This window comes from Luteococcus sp. H91 (genome assembly GCF_038433135.1).
Taxonomy (GTDB): Bacteria; Actinomycetota; Actinomycetes; order Propionibacteriales; family Propionibacteriaceae; genus Luteococcus.
On record NZ_JBCDMV010000020.1, the window covers coordinates 49230 to 67597 of the forward strand.

19 protein-coding genes and 1 pseudogene are annotated in these 18368 nt (G+C 68.2%); 14 read left to right on the forward strand and 6 right to left on the reverse strand.

Annotated elements, in window-relative coordinates:
• On the reverse strand, window positions 1-1026 hold the full coding sequence (tdh, locus tag AAEX57_RS10740; protein ID WP_342092188.1) for an L-threonine 3-dehydrogenase: 1026 nt from the start codon (window positions 1024-1026) through the stop codon (window positions 1-3).
• 116 nt (window positions 1027-1142) lie between these two features.
• Between tdh and AAEX57_RS10745 the strand changes: the two genes are divergently transcribed.
• Window positions 1143-2534 (forward strand): L-serine ammonia-lyase, encoded by a 1392-nt coding sequence (locus AAEX57_RS10745; protein ID WP_342092187.1) that lies wholly within the window; start codon window positions 1143-1145, stop codon window positions 2532-2534.
• A gap of 68 nt (window positions 2535-2602) precedes the next feature.
• On the opposite strand, the gene AAEX57_RS10750 is transcribed toward AAEX57_RS10745, so the two are convergent.
• Window positions 2603-2887: a putative quinol monooxygenase gene (locus AAEX57_RS10750; RefSeq protein WP_342097782.1), complete on the reverse strand. Its 285-nt coding sequence runs from the start codon at window positions 2885-2887 to the stop codon at window positions 2603-2605.
• A 274-nt stretch (window positions 2888-3161) separates the two neighbouring features.
• Here AAEX57_RS10750 and AAEX57_RS10755 point away from each other — a divergent pair, with 274 nt between their 5' ends.
• The gene (locus AAEX57_RS10755) at window positions 3162-4283 is read left to right on the forward strand and encodes an ABC transporter ATP-binding protein (protein WP_342092185.1); all 1122 of its coding nucleotides are present in this window, start codon (window positions 3162-3164) and stop codon (window positions 4281-4283) included.
• 74 nt (window positions 4284-4357) lie between these two features.
• Here AAEX57_RS10755 and AAEX57_RS10760 read toward each other — a convergent pair whose 3' ends face one another.
• Window positions 4358-4888, reverse strand: a complete 531-nt coding sequence (locus AAEX57_RS10760; protein ID WP_342092184.1) for a GNAT family N-acetyltransferase — start codon at window positions 4886-4888, stop codon at window positions 4358-4360.
• 145 nt (window positions 4889-5033) lie between these two features.
• Here AAEX57_RS10760 and metB point away from each other — a divergent pair, with 145 nt between their 5' ends.
• From metB to AAEX57_RS16245, 9 genes and pseudogenes are all read left to right on the forward strand, one after another.
• Entirely contained in the window at window positions 5034-6242 is a 1209-nt protein-coding gene (gene metB / locus AAEX57_RS10765; RefSeq protein ID WP_342092183.1) for a cystathionine gamma-synthase, read from the forward strand.
• 108 nt (window positions 6243-6350) lie between these two features.
• Window positions 6351-7739 carry a DUF4032 domain-containing protein gene (locus tag AAEX57_RS10770; RefSeq protein WP_342092182.1) on the forward strand — a complete coding sequence of 463 codons (1389 nt, stop codon included), beginning with the start codon at window positions 6351-6353 and terminating at the stop codon, window positions 7737-7739.
• A gap of 2 nt (window positions 7740-7741) precedes the next feature.
• Entirely contained in the window at window positions 7742-7987 is a 246-nt protein-coding gene (locus AAEX57_RS10775; protein WP_342092181.1) for a hypothetical protein, read from the forward strand.
• 43 nt (window positions 7988-8030) lie between these two features.
• Window positions 8031-9491: a cysteine--tRNA ligase gene (gene cysS / locus AAEX57_RS10780; RefSeq protein WP_342092180.1), complete on the forward strand. Its 1461-nt coding sequence runs from the start codon at window positions 8031-8033 to the stop codon at window positions 9489-9491.
• A gap of 3 nt (window positions 9492-9494) precedes the next feature.
• Window positions 9495-10457 (forward strand): 23S rRNA (guanosine(2251)-2'-O)-methyltransferase RlmB, encoded by a 963-nt coding sequence (gene rlmB / locus AAEX57_RS10785; protein WP_342092179.1) that lies wholly within the window; start codon window positions 9495-9497, stop codon window positions 10455-10457.
• Between the two features lie 2 nt (window positions 10458-10459).
• Window positions 10460-11218: a class I SAM-dependent methyltransferase gene (locus AAEX57_RS10790; protein WP_342092178.1), complete on the forward strand. Its 759-nt coding sequence runs from the start codon at window positions 10460-10462 to the stop codon at window positions 11216-11218.
• Window positions 11219-11260: 42 nt separating this feature from the next.
• Window positions 11261-11731, forward strand: a complete 471-nt coding sequence (locus tag AAEX57_RS10795) for a nucleotidyltransferase domain-containing protein (protein WP_342092177.1) — start codon at window positions 11261-11263, stop codon at window positions 11729-11731.
• Window positions 11728-11934 (forward strand): annotated as a pseudogene (locus tag AAEX57_RS10800) (HepT-like ribonuclease domain-containing protein); the annotation flags it as partial. The gene AAEX57_RS10795 and the pseudogene AAEX57_RS10800, both read left to right, overlap by 4 nt.
• Window positions 11935-11951: 17 nt before the next feature.
• Entirely contained in the window at window positions 11952-12056 is a 105-nt protein-coding gene (locus tag AAEX57_RS16245; protein ID WP_446721138.1) for a HepT-like ribonuclease domain-containing protein, read from the forward strand.
• Between the two features lie 16 nt (window positions 12057-12072).
• Here AAEX57_RS16245 and AAEX57_RS10805 read toward each other — a convergent pair whose 3' ends face one another.
• Both AAEX57_RS10805 and AAEX57_RS10810 read right to left on the reverse strand, forming a co-directional pair.
• Window positions 12073-12372, reverse strand: coding sequence for a winged helix-turn-helix domain-containing protein (locus AAEX57_RS10805; protein ID WP_342092175.1), 300 nt, complete (start codon window positions 12370-12372; stop codon window positions 12073-12075).
• On the reverse strand, window positions 12372-12512 hold the full coding sequence (locus tag AAEX57_RS10810; RefSeq protein WP_342092174.1) for a hypothetical protein: 141 nt from the start codon (window positions 12510-12512) through the stop codon (window positions 12372-12374). Before AAEX57_RS10810 ends, AAEX57_RS10805 begins: the two co-directional genes overlap by 1 nt.
• A gap of 130 nt (window positions 12513-12642) precedes the next feature.
• Here AAEX57_RS10810 and AAEX57_RS10815 point away from each other — a divergent pair, with 130 nt between their 5' ends.
• The gene (locus AAEX57_RS10815) at window positions 12643-14094 is read left to right on the forward strand and encodes a glycine hydroxymethyltransferase (protein WP_342092173.1); all 1452 of its coding nucleotides are present in this window, start codon (window positions 12643-12645) and stop codon (window positions 14092-14094) included.
• A gap of 59 nt (window positions 14095-14153) precedes the next feature.
• On the opposite strand, the gene AAEX57_RS10820 is transcribed toward AAEX57_RS10815, so the two are convergent.
• Window positions 14154-15875, reverse strand: a complete 1722-nt coding sequence (locus AAEX57_RS10820; RefSeq protein ID WP_342092172.1) for a DUF2207 family protein — start codon at window positions 15873-15875, stop codon at window positions 14154-14156.
• 107 nt (window positions 15876-15982) lie between these two features.
• Between AAEX57_RS10820 and AAEX57_RS10825 the strand changes: the two genes are divergently transcribed.
• Both AAEX57_RS10825 and AAEX57_RS10830 read left to right on the forward strand, forming a co-directional pair.
• Window positions 15983-17092 (forward strand): VanZ family protein, encoded by a 1110-nt coding sequence (locus tag AAEX57_RS10825; RefSeq protein ID WP_342092171.1) that lies wholly within the window; start codon window positions 15983-15985, stop codon window positions 17090-17092.
• 28 nt (window positions 17093-17120) lie between these two features.
• Window positions 17121-18368: a neutral zinc metallopeptidase gene (locus AAEX57_RS10830; protein WP_342092170.1), complete on the forward strand. Its 1248-nt coding sequence runs from the start codon at window positions 17121-17123 to the stop codon at window positions 18366-18368.

Genomic DNA, 18368 nt, shown 5'->3' on the forward strand with positions numbered 1-18368 from the left:
TCAGCTCCAATCCATCACGACCTTGCCACCCCGGCCATTGCCGGCGGTCGCGAAGGCCTCATCGAATTCGGTGTACGGGAAGCGGTCGGTGATCACGCCGGAGATGTCCAGGCCGGATTCCAGCAGCACGCTCATGGCGTACCAGGTCTCGAAGATCTGCCGGCCGGTCACCCCCTGCAAGGTCAACATGTTGAAGATGATCTTGCTGAAGTCGATCTCGGTGGGCCTGCTGGGGGTGCCCAGCAGCGCGATCCGCCCGCCGTGGGTCATGTGGTCGATCATGCTGGCCAGCGCGATCCCGGAGCCGGACATCTCCAGGCCGATGTCGAAGCCCTCCTTCATCTGGGCGCGCTCGAAGACCACGTCGAGGCTCTCCCTGCCGACATTGATCGTGTCCTTTAGTCCCAGCGTGCGGGCCAGCTCCAGCCGCTCGTCGGAGAGGTCACTGACGACGACGTGCCGGGCGCCGGCGTGCTGGGCCACCAGGGCGGCCATGATGCCGATCGGGCCGGCACCGCTGACCAACACGTCCTCACCCAGGCTGGGGAACTGCAGGGCGGTGTGGACGGCATTGCCGAAGGGGTCGAAGATGGCGGCGACGTCGGGATCGATCGGCCGGTGATGCACCCAGACATTGCCGGCGGGCATGGTGAAGTACTCGCTGAAGCAGCCGGTGACCATGTACCCGATCCCCTGGGTGTTGCGGCACAGGTGCCGCTTGCCAGCCAGGCAGGCGCGGCATCGGCCACACACATAGTGCCCCTCCCCGCTGACGAACTGCCCGATCGTGAGATCCTCGACGGCCGACCCCAGCCCGACGATCTCGCCACAGAATTCGTGGCCGATGGTCAGCGGAGTGGGCACCACCCGCTGTGCCCATGGATCCCAGCTGTCGATGTGCAGGTCCGTGCCGCAGATCCCGGTGCGCAGCACCTTGATCAACACCTCATTGGGCCCGGGAACCGGCTCGGGAACGTCCAGCAACTGCAGCCCCGGCTCGGGGGCAACCTTGACCAGCGCCTTCATCATTTCTCCTCACGCCACTGTGACACCGAAAATACTCGTGCCAGGGCCGCGCCTCCAAGGCAACCTGGCCCTTGACCGGCCTTCCCCACACAAGCCCGAGCGGGCAGACTTACTGCGTGGCGATCAGCTCCTTCGACATGTTCAAGATCGGCATCGGGCCGTCCAGTTCGCACACCGTGGGCCCGATGCGCGCCGCGGCGCGCTTTGCCGCGGATCTGGCGGCCGGGCCGGACCTGCCGCGGGTGACCCGGGTGAAAGCCGAGCTCTTCGGCTCCTTGGGGGCCACCGGGCACGGTCACGGCTCCCGGCCCGCCGTGCTGCTCGGCCTGGAGGGCGAGCAGCCGGAGAGCGTCGACACCCGTCGCGCCCCGGAGCGCACCGCACAGATCGAGGCCTCCCGACGGCTGCGGCTGGCCTCGCCGGACGGGCCCGAGATCCGCTTCGACCCGGATCGGGATCTGGTGCTGCACCGCACCCGCCGGCTGGATTTCCATTCCAATGGCATGGTCTTCACCGCCTTCGCCGGGGATGAGCACCTGGTCCGTCGCACCTTCTACTCGATCGGTGGCGGCTTCGTGCTGGAGGACGACGGGAGCGGGCATCCGCAGGTGAGACTCGATTCCACACCCGTTCCGTTCGACTTCCGCACCGGCGCCCAGTTGCTGGAGCACTGCCGGGATCATCGGCTGAGCATCCCCGAGGTGCAGTTGGCCAATGAGGTGGCGCTGGGTCACAGCGAGCAGGAGGTGCGCGACGGCCTGCTGCGGATCTGGCGGGTGATGGACGACTGCATCGCGGCGGGCTGTGCGACGTCGGGAGTGCTGCCCGGCGGGTTGAAGGTGCGACGCCGGGCCCATCGGCTGCACCTGGACCTGACCGCCCGGGAGCGCCAGCCGGCCGGCCCGGTCGATCCGCTGGCGACGATGGACTGGCTGACGCTGTGGGCGCTGGCGGTCAATGAGGAGAATGCCTCGGGTGGCCGGGTGGTGACCGCCCCCACCAATGGTGCGGCGGGGATCATTCCGTCGGTGCTGAAGTACGCCCACACCTACATGCCGGGCGCGGGCGACCAGACGGTGGTCGACTTCCTGCTGACCGCCGGCGCGATCGGCTCGATCTACCAGCAGAGCGCCTCCATCTCCGGCGCCGAGGTGGGCTGTCAGGGCGAGGTGGGGGTGGCCGGCTCGATGGCCTCGGCGGGTCTGTGCCAGGTGCTGGGCGGCAGCCCGCAGCAGGTCTGCAATGCCGCCGAGATCGGCCTGGAGCACCATCTGGGGCTGACCTGCGATCCCGTCGGGGGCCTGGTGCAGATCCCGTGCATCGAGCGCAATGCGGTGGCCAGCGTGCAGGCGATCACCGCCGCCCGGCTGGCGCTGCAGGGCGACGGTCAGCAGATCGTGAGCCTGGACCAGGTGATCAGGACGATGATGCAGACCGGTGCGGACATGAAGACCAAGTACAAGGAGACGGCCCGCGGCGGCCTGGCGGTCAACATCGTCGAGTGCTGACCGGGCTCGTCGCCCCACGCAACCACGATCCCCGAGCTTGTCGGGGGGCCTGGCCCAGAGGGCTCGCCTCAGACCCGGTGGTACTTGACCGTGCGACGGGGCTCGGCCATCAGCTCGGCCACCTGCTCGCGCCAGGTCAGGTAGTGCGCCTGGGTCTTGTGGAAGTCCAGGTCCTCGGGAGCGGTGTAGTGCTCCACCAGGCAGAAGATGGTCGGATCCTCGTCGGACTGGATCAGCTCGAAGAGTTCGACGCCGGGCTCGAGCCGACTGGCCTGGGCATTGGTCAACGAGGCCTCTTTGAAGGCCTCGACGCCGTCGGGGGTGGTGTGCACATTGCAGTGGACGATCAGCATGGTTCTCTCTTCCTTGGGTCGGGACGCCGAATGGTCACCGGCGCCGTCACCTTCCAGCATGCTGCATCCCGCCGAATCTCGACCAGTCGTTCACCCTTTCGTCACATTGGCCGATGTCGCCCCTTGTCATCAGAAATCCATAGGGTTAAATCCGGGGGTCACCCTTCACGTCAGAGGTGTGATGTGAGAGTCTGGGCGAAGTGGACAAAGCATGTCCACTGATTCCACTACGGATCGTCGGGCACGTACCTGCCCGTGGAAAGGAAGTGTGGCCATGGCCACCGTCAGTTTCAATGACGCCTCTCGCGTCTACCCCGGAGCCGACCGCCCCGCCGTCAACAAGCTCAACCTCGAGATCGAGGACGGCGAGTTCATGGTGCTCGTTGGCCCGTCCGGTTGTGGCAAGTCCACGAGCCTGCGCATGCTGGCTGGCCTGGAAGAGGTCAACGCCGGCAGCATCCACATCGGTGACCGCGACGTCACCGATCTTCCCCCCAAGGACCGTGACATCGCCATGGTCTTCCAGAACTACGCGCTGTACCCGCACATGACCGTCGCGGACAACATGGGCTTCGCGCTGAAGATGCAGAATGTGGCCAAGGAGGAGCGCCAGCAGCGCGTCCTGGAGGCCGCCAAGCTGCTCGGCCTGGAGGACTTCCTGTCCCGCAAGCCGAAGGCGCTCTCCGGTGGTCAGCGTCAGCGCGTCGCCATGGGCCGCGCGATCGTGCGCAACCCGCAGGTCTTCCTGATGGACGAGCCGCTGTCCAACCTGGACGCCAAGCTGCGTGTGCAGACCCGTACCCAGATCGCGGCCCTGCAGAGCCGGCTGGGCGTCACCACCGTCTACGTCACGCACGACCAGGTTGAGGCCATGACCATGGGCGACCGCGTCGCGGTGATGAAGGACGGCGTGCTGCAGCAGGTCGACACCCCGCTGGCACTGTACGACACCCCCGCCAACCTCTTCGTGGCCGGCTTCATCGGCTCCCCCGCCATGAACCTGATCGGCGGCAAGGTCGTCGACGGTGGCGTGCAGGTGGGTGACTACGTCGTGCCCGTGCCCCGCGAGGTGCTCGCGAAGGCCCCCGGCGAGACCAATGTCACCTTGGGCATCCGCCCGGAGACCTTCTCGGTTGCTCCCGACAACAACGGCATCGGCGTCGACGTCGCCGTCGTCGAGGAACTGGGCGCCGACGGTTACATCTACGGCACCCTGGCCGGCCTGCCCGACGACGAGAAGCTCACCGCCCCGCAGATCGTGGCTCGCGTCAGCGGCCGCGTGCAGCCCAAGCGCGGCGAGACCGTGCGCCTGGCGGTCTCCCCCGACGATGTGCACGTCTTCAGCAATGAGTCGCAGCTGCGCATCTCCGGCGGCACCAACACCTGGCGCGTCTGATCCACACCGGATCACCCAGCAAGCAACGAAGGGCCCCCGCCGCGGCGGGGGCCCTTCGCCTGTAACGTCTGGGGTCAGGCCTGCAGTTCCAGCGGTTCGTAGGACGGCACCGGATCGGTGCGCAGGCGGGCCATGCTGCGGGTGTCGAAGCGCTGGCCGTCGTAGCTGAGTTTCTGCCGCTCGATCCCCTCCTGGATGAAACCGGCGGCCTCGGCCACCCGGGCTGAGGCCGGGTTGTTCAGCCTGTGCCCCAGTTCCAGCCGGTACAGCGGATTGGGCGACAGGAACAGGGCGTGGTCGGCGATGGTGCACACCGCGCGCTTGGTCCAGCCCTTGCCGCGCCCCTGGCGTGACATCCAGTAGCTGACCCAGCCGATCGAGTTCTTCCGGTCCATGTGGGTGATCCCCACCCCGCCGATGGCGACGCCGTTGTGCACGATCGCGAAGCGCCGATCGGCCTTCCACGACTCGATCGCGGCCCGGGCGGCGGCCACGTCGGCCATCTCCGGCAGTTCCCGCGACAGGTCGGCTGCGGCGCGTCGATGACGCAGCAGCGCCGGGGCGTCGGAGAGCTGCCAGGGCCTGAGGATCGGTTCGCCGGTCATGGCGATCAGTGTGGAGCCGAAGCGCCAGCGGACACAAGTGGGCCGACACATCTGGGTTTGCCCGACCGCTGTCTAGATCTGGACGCGGTCGGCACCCACCGCGCAAAGCACCTAGTGTCGGTGCAATCCCACCCAGGAGGCCGTCGTGACCCAGAGCAACAAGACCCCCAGCCCCGAGAGCCAGGCTGCCGAATTCCAGATCAGTCGGCTGACCCGCGGGTTGCGCACCGGGCTGGACAGCGATCCCGCCCGGCAGGCCGTGGTGCCGCCGATCCACCTGTCCACCAACTACGCCTTCCGCGGGCTGGAGGGCCGGGGCGAGTACGACTACTCGCGCACCGCCAATCCCACCCGGGCCCTGTTGGCGGAGGCCCTGGTGACGCTGGAGCACGGGGCCGCCGCGGTGGTCACCAACAGCGGCATGGCCGCGCTCACGCTGTGCATCAATGCCTTCGTCCCGGCCGGCGGACGGGTGGTCGCTCCGCACGACTGCTACGGCGGCAGTTGGCGCCAGTTGCAGTGGTTGTCCGACAAGGGCGCCCTGCGAGTGGACTTCGTCGACCTGACCGATCCGAAGGTGGTGGCCGCCAGTCTGGCGGAGCCGGCCGACCTGGTGCTGGTGGAAAGCCCGTCGAATCCGCTGCTGCGGCTGACCGACATCGCCACGGTCAGCCAGGCCGCGCAAGCCGCGGGCGCCCTGGTGGCGGTGGACAACACGTTCTGCTCACCCGCGCTGCAGCAGCCGCTGGAGCTGGGTGCCGACCTGGTGCTGCACTCCACCACCAAGTTCATCAACGGCCATTCCGACGTGGTGGGCGGCGTGGTTGTTGCCCGGGACGCCGCCCACGGGGAGCTGATGGCGGGCTGGGCCAACTGTCTGGGGCTTACCGCGGGGGCCTTCGACTCCTATCTGGTGCTGCGCGGCCTGCGCACCCTGGATGCCCGGGTGCGGGTGCACGAGGAGAATACCCAGGCCGTGCTGCGGCTCCTGCAGGAACATCCCGCCGTCGCCCGGGTGCACCACCCGTCGCTGCCGGCACACCCGGGTCACGAGCTGGCCGCGCGGCAGCAGCCCGGTGGTTTCGGCTCGCTCCTGAGCTTCGAGCTGACCGGCGGCCGCCCCGCCGTGGAGCGCCTGGTGGACGGGCTGCAGCTCTTCCTGCTGGCCGAGAGCCTGGGCGGGGTGGAGAGCCTGGTCTGCCACCCGGCGTCGATGACGCACGCCGCCATGCCACCCGAGGTGCAACGGGCCGCCGGCATCACCGACGCGATGCTGCGGGTCAGCGTCGGGATCGAGGCCGCCGGGGACCTGGTGGCGGATCTGCGGGCCGGGCTGGATCGCGCCCTGGGGTGACGACCGCGGCCGCATCAGGCCGGACAAATTCCGCACTTCACCAGCTTTGCGGTCGCAACTGCCCCCGCCGCCTCTTCCGCACCGCAGAAGTGATGGCACTATGAAGGGGTGCCTCGCTTCCTGTCCGCCAAACCCGACGCCCGGTTGATCCCCCTGCCCTGGGGGACGCCGCTGGCGAATTGGCCGACGGAACAGCTCGTCGCCCTGCCCCGAGGAATCTCCCGGCATGTGGTGCGCTTCATCACCGTGGGCGACCAGGTCTATGCCGCCAAGGAGGTGATCGAGCACCTGGCGATCCACGAATACCGGATGCTGCACGACCTGATGCGGCTGAGCACGCCGGCGGTGGAGCCGCTGGGCGTGGTCACCGGCCGGATCGGCGACGATGGCGAACCGCTCGACCCGGTGCTGATCACCCGCCACCTGCAGTTCAGCCTGCCCTACCGCAGTCTGTTCAGCTCGGGCGTCCGGCAGGACACGGTGATGCGGCTGATCGACGCGCTGGTGGTGCTGCTGGCCAGGCTGCACCTGCTGGGTTTCCTGTGGGGCGACGTCTCGTTGTCCAATGTGCTCTTCCGGCGCGACGCCGGGGCGTTCGCCGCCTACCTGGTGGACGCCGAGACCGGCGAGTTGCACGACGAGCTGACCAAGGGCCAGCGCGAGCACGACCTGCAGATTGCCCGCACCAACCTGTTCGGCGAATTCCTGGACCTGGAGGCCGGCGGCCTGCTGGACGAGGCACTCGACCCGCTGAACCTGGTGGAGACCATCGAGAGCCGCTACCGTGAGCTGTGGGCGGAGCTGACCGGTGTCGAAGAGTTCGGCGGCAATGAGCTGCACCGGATCGAGTCCCGGGTGCGTCGACTGAATGCGCTGGGCTTCGACGTCGCGGAGTTGGACATCACCACCTCGGCCGACGGCCACACCGTGCGGATCCAACCCAAGGTGGTGGACGCGGGGCACCATTCCCGTCGCCTGATGCGCCTGACCGGGCTGGACACCGAGGAGAACCAGGCCCGACGGCTGCTCAATGATCTGGACACCTTCCGGGCGCGCACCAACCAGCAGCACGTCGACGAATCCCAGGTGGCGCACCAGTGGCTCACCCAGATCTTCGAACCGACCGTGGCCTGCATCCCGCCGGATCTGGCGGGCAAGCGCGATGCCGCGCAGTTCTTCCACGAGGTGCTCGACTACCGCTGGTACGCCAGCCAGCGCAATGGATACGAGGTCTCCACCATCGATGCCGCCCACGGCTACATCCAGGATGTGATGCGCAATCTGCCCGACGAGGCGATCGCCGAGGACGCGATGGAGCAGATCGCCGAGGGCAATCGAGTGCTGGCCAATCCCTTCGACCCTTCCCAGGGCTACCTGGACGAGGTGGAGGACAAGCCCTATGACCCGTGGGAGGATGGCCTCGACGAGACCGAGGAGACCCCCGCACCCTTCGGCGGTTTCGACATCTTTGCCCTGCGAGCGAAGGCGAAGTCCTGACCATGCCTACCCACCCGTCCCGCCGCGAGCTGCCCATCTGGGTGGCCCCCGCGATGCTGTTCATCACCGGACTGGTGCCGCTCCTGCTGGCCCGCACCACCGAGTGCCTCTCGCTGGCCGACGGCTCCCCCAGCCCCGAGCAGGTCTGCACCTCCAGCATCCCGGTCGGCGCCTGGCTCTTCGCCGGCATCTGCTGGATTGCCGCGCTGGTGATCTTCCTGGCCCAACGCCAGGATCGGCTGCGCTGATCATGCTGGGGACTGGCCGTGCCCGGTCCCGTAGACTGGCGCGGTGAACTTTCGCCTGTATGACAGCGCCACGCGCCAACTGACCGACTTCGAACCCCTCCACGAGGGCAAGGTGTCGATCTACCACTGTGGCCTGACCGTGCAGAGCGCCCCGCACCTGGGCCACATCCGCAAGGAGGTGGTCTTCGACGTCCTGCGGCGCTGGCTGACCTTCAGCGGATGCGAGGTGACCATCGTCGCCAATGTCACCGACATCGACGACAAGATCCTCGCCAAGTCCGCCGAGGCCGGCGTCGAGTGGTGGGCGCACGCCTACCGCTTCGAGAACGAACTGCACGCCGCCTACCGGTCGCTCGGCTGCCTGCCGCCCAGCTACGAGCCGCGTGCCACGGGCCACATCCCGGAGATGGTCGAGCTCATCGCCGAACTCATCGACAAGGGCCACGCCTACCCGGCGCCCGATGAGTCCGGCGACGTCTACTTCGACGTGAAGTCCTGGCCCGCCTACGGCCGCCTGTCCCACCAGAAGGCCGACGACATGGAGGCCGCCGAGGATTCCGACCCGCGCGGCAAGCGTGACCCTCGCGACTTCGCCCTGTGGAAGGGCTGGAAGCAGGGCGAGCCCGAGACCGCGTCGTGGCCCTCCCCGTGGGGCCGCGGCCGTCCGGGCTGGCACATCGAGTGCTCCGCGATGGCCGGAAAGTACCTCGGTGACGCCTTCGACATCCACGGTGGCGGCCTGGACCTGCGCTTCCCGCACCACGAGAACGAACTGGCGCAGTCGACCGCGGCCGGGCGCCCGTTCGCGAAGTACTGGATGCACAACGCCTGGGTGACCATGGCCGGCGAGAAGATGAGCAAGTCGCTGGGCAATACCGCGCTGGTCACCGAGGTGACCAAGACCTACAACCCGCGCGCGGTGCGCTTCTTCCTGCTGGCACCGCACTACCGCAGCATGATCGAGTTCTCCCCCGCCGACGAGGAGTCGCGCGGTTCGCTGGTGGAGGCGGAGAAGGCGATCGAGCGGATCGACTCCTTCCTGGAACGGGCCGTCGCGGTCAACCGGGAGGCGCTCGGCGACGGGCCACAGTTCGCCTGGTTCGGCGAGCGCGCCCTGCCGCAGGCCTTCGCCGAGGCGATGGACGAGGACCTGGGCACCCCCAAGGCCGTCGCCGTGCTGTTCGACGAGATCAGCAAGGGCAACAAGGCCATCGCCGCCAAGGATGCCGACGCAGTGGGCGAGCACCTGCGGGCCGTGCGCGACATGCTCGACGTCTTCGGCCTCGACCCCGACGCCGACGAGTGGGCGCACCTGGAGGGCGAGGGCGACGCCGACCTGGAACCCGTAGTCGACGCCCTGGTGCAGAACCTGCTGGCGCAGCGCGCCGAGGCACGCAAGAACAAGGACTGGGCCGCGGCCGACGCGATCCGCGACACCCTGGCCGCCACCGGCCTCAAGATCACCGACACCCCCGAGGGTGCTCGCTGGGAACTGGAGAAGTGACCCATGGCAGGTAATTCGAGCCGTCGCGGTGCGACGACCAAGGGCAAGGGCAATACCGCCGGTTCCGGTGGGCGTCGCCGCAAGGGCTTGGAGGGCCGCGGCCCGACACCCAAGGCGGAGGATCGCCCGTACCACAAGGCCTACAAGGGCAATGTGAAGCCGGGCACCACCAAGGAGCAGCTGGCCCGACGCCAAGGCACCGACAAGCGTTCGGTGAAGCCGGCCGGCAAGGTGGGCGCCGAATGGGTGGTGGGCCGCAATCCGGTCTTCGAGGCGCTGCAGGCCGGGATGCCGGTGAAGAGCATCTACGTCGCCGAGGGTGCCGAGCGGGATTCCCGGCTGGCCGACGTGCTGAAGTTCGCTGCGGAGAATTCCCTGCCGCTGCTGCAGATCACCCGCGCGGAGCTGGACCGGCTGACCGGTGGGGCCGTGCACCAGGGCCTGGCGCTGCAACTGCCGCACTACGACTATGCCCACCCCGACGACCTGATGTCGGCGGCGCTGGAGTCGGAGTCGCCGCTGGTGGTCTTCTGCGACGGGATCACCGATCCGCACAACCTGGGCGCGATCATCCGTTCCGCCGCCGCCTTCGGCGCGCAGGGCGTGCTCATCCCGGAGCGGCGCAGCGCCTCGCTGACCGCCGTGGCGTGGAAGTCGTCGGCCGGTGCGGCCGCCCGGATCCCGGTGGGGATGTGCACCAACCTGAACCGCGCCATCGACAGCTTCCAGAAAGCGGGCTTCACCATCGTCGGGCTGGCCGGTGAGGGCGACGTGGAGATCGGCGGGATCCCCGGCGTCGACGGGCCGCTGGTGGTGATCGTCGGCTCCGAGGGCGACGGCCTGGCCCGGCTCACCCGGGACAAGTGCGACCATCTGGCGAGCATCCCGATCACGTCTGCTGTGGAGAGCCTCAATGCCTCCGTGGCCACGTCGATCGCGCTCTACGAGATCAGCCGCTGCCGTTGAGCATGCAGATCGAGAACCGCGAGCAGCGCGCCCAGAGCTTCCAGTCCATCGGCCAGGAGTACCACCGGCTGCGTCCCGACTACCCCTTCGAGGTGGTCGAGTGGATGCTGCCGCACAATGCCTTGACGGGGCGCTCACCGCAGCGAGTGCTGGATCTGGGCGCGGGCTCCGGAAAGCTGACCGACGCCCTGGTGGCCCGTGAACTCGACGTGGTGGCGGTGGACCCGTCGCAGGAGATGCTCGACGTGTTGCGCGCCAACCATCCGGCAGCGGAGACGCACGTGGCCTCGGCCGAGGCACTGCCGCTGCCCGATGACAGTGTGGATGCCGTGGTGGTGGGTCAGGCCTGGCACTGGATGGACCCCCTGGTGGCCGGTGCCGAGATCGCCCGGGTCCTGGTAGCCGGCGGAAGCCTCGCCATGGCCTGGAATGCCGACCAGGCCACCGAGCCCTGGCAACAGGCCTTCGAAGAGGTGCAGAGCGCGCCCCGCGGCATCCAGCTCAATGACTCCCCGGAGCGCGACCCGCACCCGGGCGAACAGTTCATGCCCTTCGAGTCCAAGCACGTCGCGTGGCAGCGCACGATGACCGGCGACGACTTCCTGGAGCTGCACAAGACCCATTCCGCCTGGCTGGTGGCCGACGGGGCCACCCGTGCGGAGCGCCTCGCCCGCTGGAATGCCGTGCTGGACGAGGCCGACGCCCACGGCCCGGTGCAGATCGACTACCTCACCGAGGTCTGGCGCACCATGCTGGGCTGAGGAGTCGTTGCATATCCGCAACGACAGCCGTAGCCTGTGTGCATGGATGTTGCCGAGATCATCCGAACCGAACGGACGCGCCGCGGCCTCAGCCTGAGTGCCTTTGCGCGTGAATGCGCCGTCCCGACCTCCACGGTCCTGCGAATCGAATCGGGGAGCATGACTCCCACCACCCAGATGGCAAGCCGTCTGCTGAATCGCCTGGGGAAGCAGCTGACAGTCGTCGATCGGCGCCCCAGCGACGCACTGCGGGAGCATGCCGACGAAGTCTTGACCGAGCTCTCGCGGCTGGGCGTGGAAAATGTGCGGGTCTTCGGGTCAGTGGCCCGCGGCACCGACACCCCGGATTCCGACGTGGACCTGTTGTGTGACTTCCCGGACGATTTCGGCATCAGGGCTTTCAGCTTGGCGGACGAACTCTCGGACCTCTTGGGCTTCCCGGTTGACCTCGTCAGCGACAAAGGCTCCACGCCCGTGATCGACCGTGCCCGCGCAGAGGCCGTACCCCTGTGACCGGGCATTGGCGCGAGGGACAGCTCTCCCCAGAGCAGACTGAGCTCCAGCAGCTGGATGCCCCCCGGTCGGTCATCAAGGAGTCCGCAGCTCGTCTGGCCGCCTTGGTAGCACTTGGCGAGGAGGAATTCATGACGAACACCATGGTGCAGGATGCGGTCTGCTATCTGCTGATCAGGGTTTCGGAAGCCGCCAAGGACCTGCCGATCGAGATCAAGGAATGCGCGACCGGCTGGCCCACCAGTATGTCGGGATCAACATCGACTTCATCCGGAATGCTGCCACGACCGACATCCCAGAACTGATGGCCGCCCTGTCTCTGTGACCTCACGCCCCGCCCATCAGACAGCTCCGTCGACCAGCTCCCGGAGGGCGGCGACGTGGGCGCGGTAGGCCTTGTCGCCCTTGCTGGTGACGACGAACCAGGTGCGCGGGCGCTTGCCGACGTGCCCCTTCTCGATCCGGATGTAGCCGGCCGCCTCCAGGGCGCTGGCCTGCTTGGAGAGCACGGAGTCGCTCACCTCGATGGCGTCGCGGACGAAGGCGAACTCCGCCCGGTCGGCCTTGGACAGCACCGCCATGATGCTGAACCTGACCGGCGAGTGGATCACGTCGTCCAGCCGAGTGCGGGGGCTGGCCATCACAGTGCCCTGGGACGGGCGATCCCCTGACCCAGAAAGAGCAGGCCGGTGACCAGGCTGGCGAGCGTGAGCGGCAGCATCGCGACGTACCAGCGCGGATCGTCCGCGGTCAGTCGGCCGAACTGGCTCATCTCGGTCATGACTCCAGCATGGAAAGTACTTTCCATATCGTCAAGTACTTCCCGTGAACTTTGGTCGGGCCCATGGATCGAGATGCCCAAGGCGATAGATTGGGATGCGTCCCAATCGCCTCCATGTTCAGGAGTCCTCGTGACCGACGTCGCTTCCACCAACAGCACCGCAGCCAGCGCCTACCGCACCATGCTCGACATCATCGGTGGCGTGGAGCCGCGAATTGCCGAGGCCACCCGTCAGGAGCTTACCGACCAGCGTGAGAGCCTCAAGCTGATCGCCAGCGAGAACTACGCGAGCCTGCCCACCCTGATGACGATGGGTACCTGGTTCAGCGACAAGTACGCCGAGGGCACGGCCGGGCACCGCTTCTACGCCGGTTGCCAGAATGTCGACACCGTTGAGACCGTCGCCGCGGAGCATGCCCGCGAGCTGTTCGGGGCCGAGTACGCCTATGTGCAGCCCCACTCCGGCATCGACGCCAATCTGGTGGCCTACTGGGCGATCCTGAACAAGCGGATCGAGAGCCCCGAGCTGGAGCGCCTGGGCGCCAAGACCGTCAACGACCTGTCCGAGGAGGACTGGGAGACGCTGCGCAAGACCTTCGCCTCCCAGCGCGTGATGGGCATGAGCCTGGACGCGGGCGGCCACCTGACCCACGGCTTCCGCCACAACATCTCCGGCAAGATGTTCCATCAGCGCTCCTACGGCACGGATCCCGAGACCCAGCTGATCGACTACGACAAGCTGCGGGCAGACGCCAAGGAGTTCAAGCCGCTGATCCTGATCGCCGGCTATTCCGCCTACCCGCGTCGGGTGAACTTCGCGAAGATGCGCGAGATCGCCGACGAGGTGGGCGCCACCCTGTTCGTCGACATGGCCCACTTCGCCGGGCTGGTGGCCGGCAAGGTCTTCACCGGCGAGGAGAACCCGATTGACTACGCCGACGTCGTAGCCTCCACCACCCACAAGTCGCTGCGCGGCCCGCGTGGTGGCTTCGTGCTGAGCACCGCCGAGTACGCCCCCTCCATCGACAAGGGCTGCCCGATGGTGCTGGGTGGCCCGCTGAGCCACGTGATGGCCGCCAAGGCCGTCGCCTTCGCCGAGGCCCGCCAGGAGAGCTTCCAGGCCTACGCCCAGAACGTCGCCGACAACGCGCAGAGCCTGGCCGAGGGCCTGATGAAGCGCGGCGTGAAGCTGGTCACCGGTGGCACCGACAACCACCTCAACCTGCTCGACGTCACCAGCAGCTTCGGGCTGACCGGTCGTCAGGCGGAGAGCGCCCTGCTGGACTCCGGCGTGGTCACCAACCGCAACTCGATCCCGAACGACCCGAACGGCGCCTGGTACACCTCCGGCGTGCGGATCGGCACCCCGGCGCTCACCAGCCGCGGCTTCGGTGCCGACGAGTTCGACCGGGTGGCCGAGCTGATCGTCGACGTGCTGAAGAACACCACCCCGGTGACCGCCAGCACCGGCAAGCCGGGCAAGGCCAAGTACGCCCTGGCCGACGGCGTCGCCGAGCGCACCAAGGATGCTTCGGCGGAACTGCTGGGCAAGTTCCCGCTCTACCCCGGGCTCGAGCTCTGAGCCACGAACAACAGAACGGGCCCCGTCGTGATGACGGGGCCCGTTCTTGCGTTCTCGCGTCAGCGGCCGAACAACTGTCCCTGCACCGTCACGATGAAGGCGTTCAGCGAGTCCGGCAGGTCCCGCAGGTGCCAGTCGCCGGGAGCGTGGTACCAGTCAAGGTCGGTGCCGTCGGCATCGTCGTCGTCATCGGCCTCGACCAGTGCCTTCACCCAGCGCTCCCGGCCGCCGAGCACGACGGCATAGGGCAGGATCCGGGAGAGTTCCCGGTACTCCTCGCCGGCCGGCAGCTGGTTGGTGGGCTGCGTCCGCAGCTGGGAGGCCAGCGCGGACAGCCCGGCCAGCAGTGCGGAGCCCCGGCTGGTACGGCGTGGCATCTCCTGCGCGACGATCAGCGCGCCCAGGGCCAGCGCGGTCAGGGTGAAGCCGACCAGGCCGAAGGTGGTGAACAGCACCAGCCCGATGGTACTGGCGATGGCCGCGGCCAGCAGGCCCCAGCCGAGCAGGGTCCAGGTGCTGCGGGTCTGTTCGGGGCTGCGATCGAACCAGCCGCGGTGCACCACGTCCTGGTAGAGCTCGTGCTGCACCTGCTCCACCACGGGGGTGACGGCCTCGGAGATGGCCGAGACGACGGCGGCGGGGCCGTCGGCCGGGGCGACGGCGTCCCGCAGCCGCTGTTCGTAGCCGCACAGGTCGTCCTCGCCTCCGCTGAGCCGTTCGAAGGTCCAGTCGAGCGGCTTGTGCTCGCCCTCACGGGGCAGTTCGACGATCCGCAGCCAGCCGCGGGCGGCCAGATCCAGCAGCGTGGCGGTGACGTCGATCGGGTCGACGCGTTCGTCGGCGACGGTGCCGATGTGGCCGGGGCGGACGTCGCGCAGCACGGTGAACCGACTCTGGCCAGGCCCGACGGGGGTGAACTCGGCCACCGGCGTCACCTCACGGCTGCCGGCGTCGCGGCCGGTGCGGCGGTGCAGCATCCAGAGCACGGCGCCGCCCAGGAGCAGCGGCAGCAAGGAGGCCAGCAGGGTGTTGCGGTTCACGCTGAAGGCCCTGTCCAGCGACCAGCGGTGTTCGATGGTGGCATTGGGCTTGACCACGCTGGCGGGCAGGGCGAAGTCGAGCACGGCAACCTCGTTGGCGGCGCGCGGTCCGTCGGTGAAGCTTGGCTGCGGGGAGCCGTGGGTGCCGCCACCGAAGGTGGTGCACGGGCTGAGGCTCTGGACCGGGCCGGATTCGCAATTGACGAAGCTGATGGTGCCGGGGGTCTGCACGGTGCCAGTGACCTGCTTGACCGGCACGTTCAGCCCCTGCAGCATCCGCCACTTCACCTCGGTGCGGGCAGCGACGCCGGTGACGTCGGCCCCGTCGCGGGCGGCCCCGATCACGGAGTAGCTGATGGTGATCGGCTTCTTGGCTGCCTTGGCGGTCTCCACGCTGATCACCACGTCGTCGCCGTCGGCGCTGATAATGGGCGACAGGTCAGTCGTGCCCGCCTTGGCGATGACGTCATTGATCTGGAAGACGTAGTGCGCCTTGTCCAGGACGTCCTCGGTGGTGTCGATCCGCTGTTCCAAGGTCGCGGGAGCACCACCGGCAAGGGTGATGGTCTGGGTGACGTCCAGTCGGCCGTCGGGGGTGAGCCGACCGTCCACCTGCACGGTGTTGCCGACCGTCTCGGCGTGGGCGATCGGCTGTCCGACGCCGGACAGGCCCAGGGTGGCGCCGAGCAGTCCCGCGGCGCAGAGCCGGACGGGCGTGGTGAGGTGACGTGCAACGGACACGCGCGGACCTTTCTGGAAGGGTCGGTGACGGACACCAGCTTTGCACAGCCCTGGCCACCGACCGGCCCGGTTGGCGTCGTGGCGGTGGGTCCGGCGATAGTGGTCGGGTGCTCACCAATGCCCTGAACTCGCTGCTGGCCGGCGGCATCCTGTCGATCGTGCTCTTCCTGCCGGTGGTCATCTGGCAGTACCGCCGCTATGGCGAGATCGCGGAGCTCCGGCTGGGACTGCTGGGCGCGCTGTTGGTCTACTGCTCCGCGCTGGTGGCCTACACGATGTTCCCACTGCCCCACCCGGGCACCCTCACCGAGCAGTACTGCGCGCACCGTCAAAGCCTCAACCTGGATGTCACAGACGCGATCACCCGGGTCCGCCGCGGCACCCGCGGCCTGACCCTGCGCCAAGCCCTGCTGGACCACACGGTGCTGGAGTTGGTCTTCAATGTGGTGCTCTTCGTGCCGCTGGGCTGGTTTGGCCGTCGGATCATGGAGTGGAAGGTGCTCAGCACGGTGCTGGTGGGCATGGGGGTCTGCCTGCTGATCGAGCTCACCCAGTACACCGGCGTGTACGGCGTCTTTCCCTGCGCCTACCGGCTGGCCGACGTGGTGGATCTGGTGACCAACACCACCGGCACGCTGGTCGGGATTGCGCTGGCCCTGCTTTTCCCCCGGCTCTTCCCGTCGACTGACCAGTTGGAGGCCGACGCCGACCGGGCACGCGAGGTGGACAAGGGGCGACGCTGGCTGGGCCAGGCACTGGATGCGGCGTACTTCCTGGTGGCTCTGGCGGTGCTGGGCTTCCTCCTGGCCCTGCTGATGGCGGCCACCGGCCTGGCCTCACGGCAGGACCCCGGCCGGCTGTGGCGCGCGGTGATGCTGGTGGCGGACCTGCTGGCGCTGGGCTTCGCCCTGGTCTCCTTCAGCGGCGACGGCTCATCGATGGGTCAGCGCACCACCTATCTGCGCCCGGTGGGTCCCTGCGGTGCGGCACCGTCGGGTCGACGTCGGTTGCTGCGCCCCTTCGTGACCCTGGTGCCGGTGGCGGTGCTGGTCTTCGGTCAGCCGACGATGCCGGGCCGGATCCTGGGGTTGGTCTGGGCCGGGGTGGCGGTGCTCGCGATCCTGGTCAGTCGTCGTGGTCTGAGCGGGCTGGCCTGCGGCATCGACTATGCCGACAATCGCCAGCCGGCCACGCCGGGACGGTCACGGCAGGCGTGAGGGACCGGCCTGCGGTTAGTCTCTAGGCGTGACACAACAGCCGTGGGGTAACCAGCAGCACAACCCGTGGGGCCCGCCCCAGGGCAGTCCATGGGGTGCCCCACCGCCTCCGCACGGGACGTGGGCCCAGCAGCCGCCGCAGCAGCAGATGGGCTGGCAGCGCCCCAACTACCAGTACCCCACCGGCCAGCCGCCCTACCCGGGGCAGGCCTATGGCCGGCCGCCGAAGCGTCGTCGCAATCCGCTGGTCACCTTTCTCAAGGCGCTCTTCCTGCTGGCCGTACTGGGTTTCCTGGCGTTGACGATGCTGGGCTTCCTGTTGAGCTATGTCGCCGATCAGGTGCCGGCACCCCAGCCGACCTCGGTGGCCACACAACCGGTTCCCACCGACCAGCCGACCGATGGTTCCGGCCAGGGCACCAGCAATCCGACCGCCAGCAGCGAGCCGCGGGGTTCCGCTCCGGACGCCAACTACCAGAACGAGGACTACCAGGTGCCGCCGGTGGACCGGACTCCCCCGGGCCTGCCCCAGCCGGAGACCTATGAGGAGGCCACCAGCCTGCTCAAGGACAATCCGCTCTACGCCACCGACGTCCCCCGCCCGGTGCGCTGTGAGATGCGTTCGATCAACATGACCGACGCCTCCACCGAGGAACTGACCACCCACCTGAACGACATGATGGGTTGCCTGATGCGGGTCTGGGAGGAACCGCTGACCAAGGCCGGCTTCACCCCGGTGCGGCCCAGCGTGACGGTCTATTCCGGGGCGGTCACCACCAAGTGCGGCAAGCTGCCGGCGGCCAATGCGGTCTACTGCGGCGCCGACCAGCAGGTCTACTACGCCGAGGACCTGCCGCGGATGGTGCCGCGCAGCCTGCGCGATTCCCGCTTCATCACCGAGAGCGTGGTGGCCCACGAGTTCGGCCATGCGGTGCAGGCGCGCAGCGCCATCCTGGTCTCGGAGCTGGCCTGGGAGGAGAAGTCCAACAAGTCCACCGCACTGGAGCTCAGCCGACGCCTCGAGGTGCAGGCGGATTGTTTCGCCGGGCAGTTCCTGGGCTCGATCCAGACCTCCACCCAGATGAGCGACCAAGAGCTGGAGAATGTCGCCAGGCTCTTCCACTCGATCGGCGACGACGTGCTGACCGGCAAGGCCAACTACGTCGGCAACCACGGCTCGGGCGCCAGCCGGGTGCTGTGGACCAATGCCGGCCTGAAGGGCGGCTCGGTGGGTCAGTGCAATACCTTCACCGCGCCGCCGTCGAAGGTCCGCTGA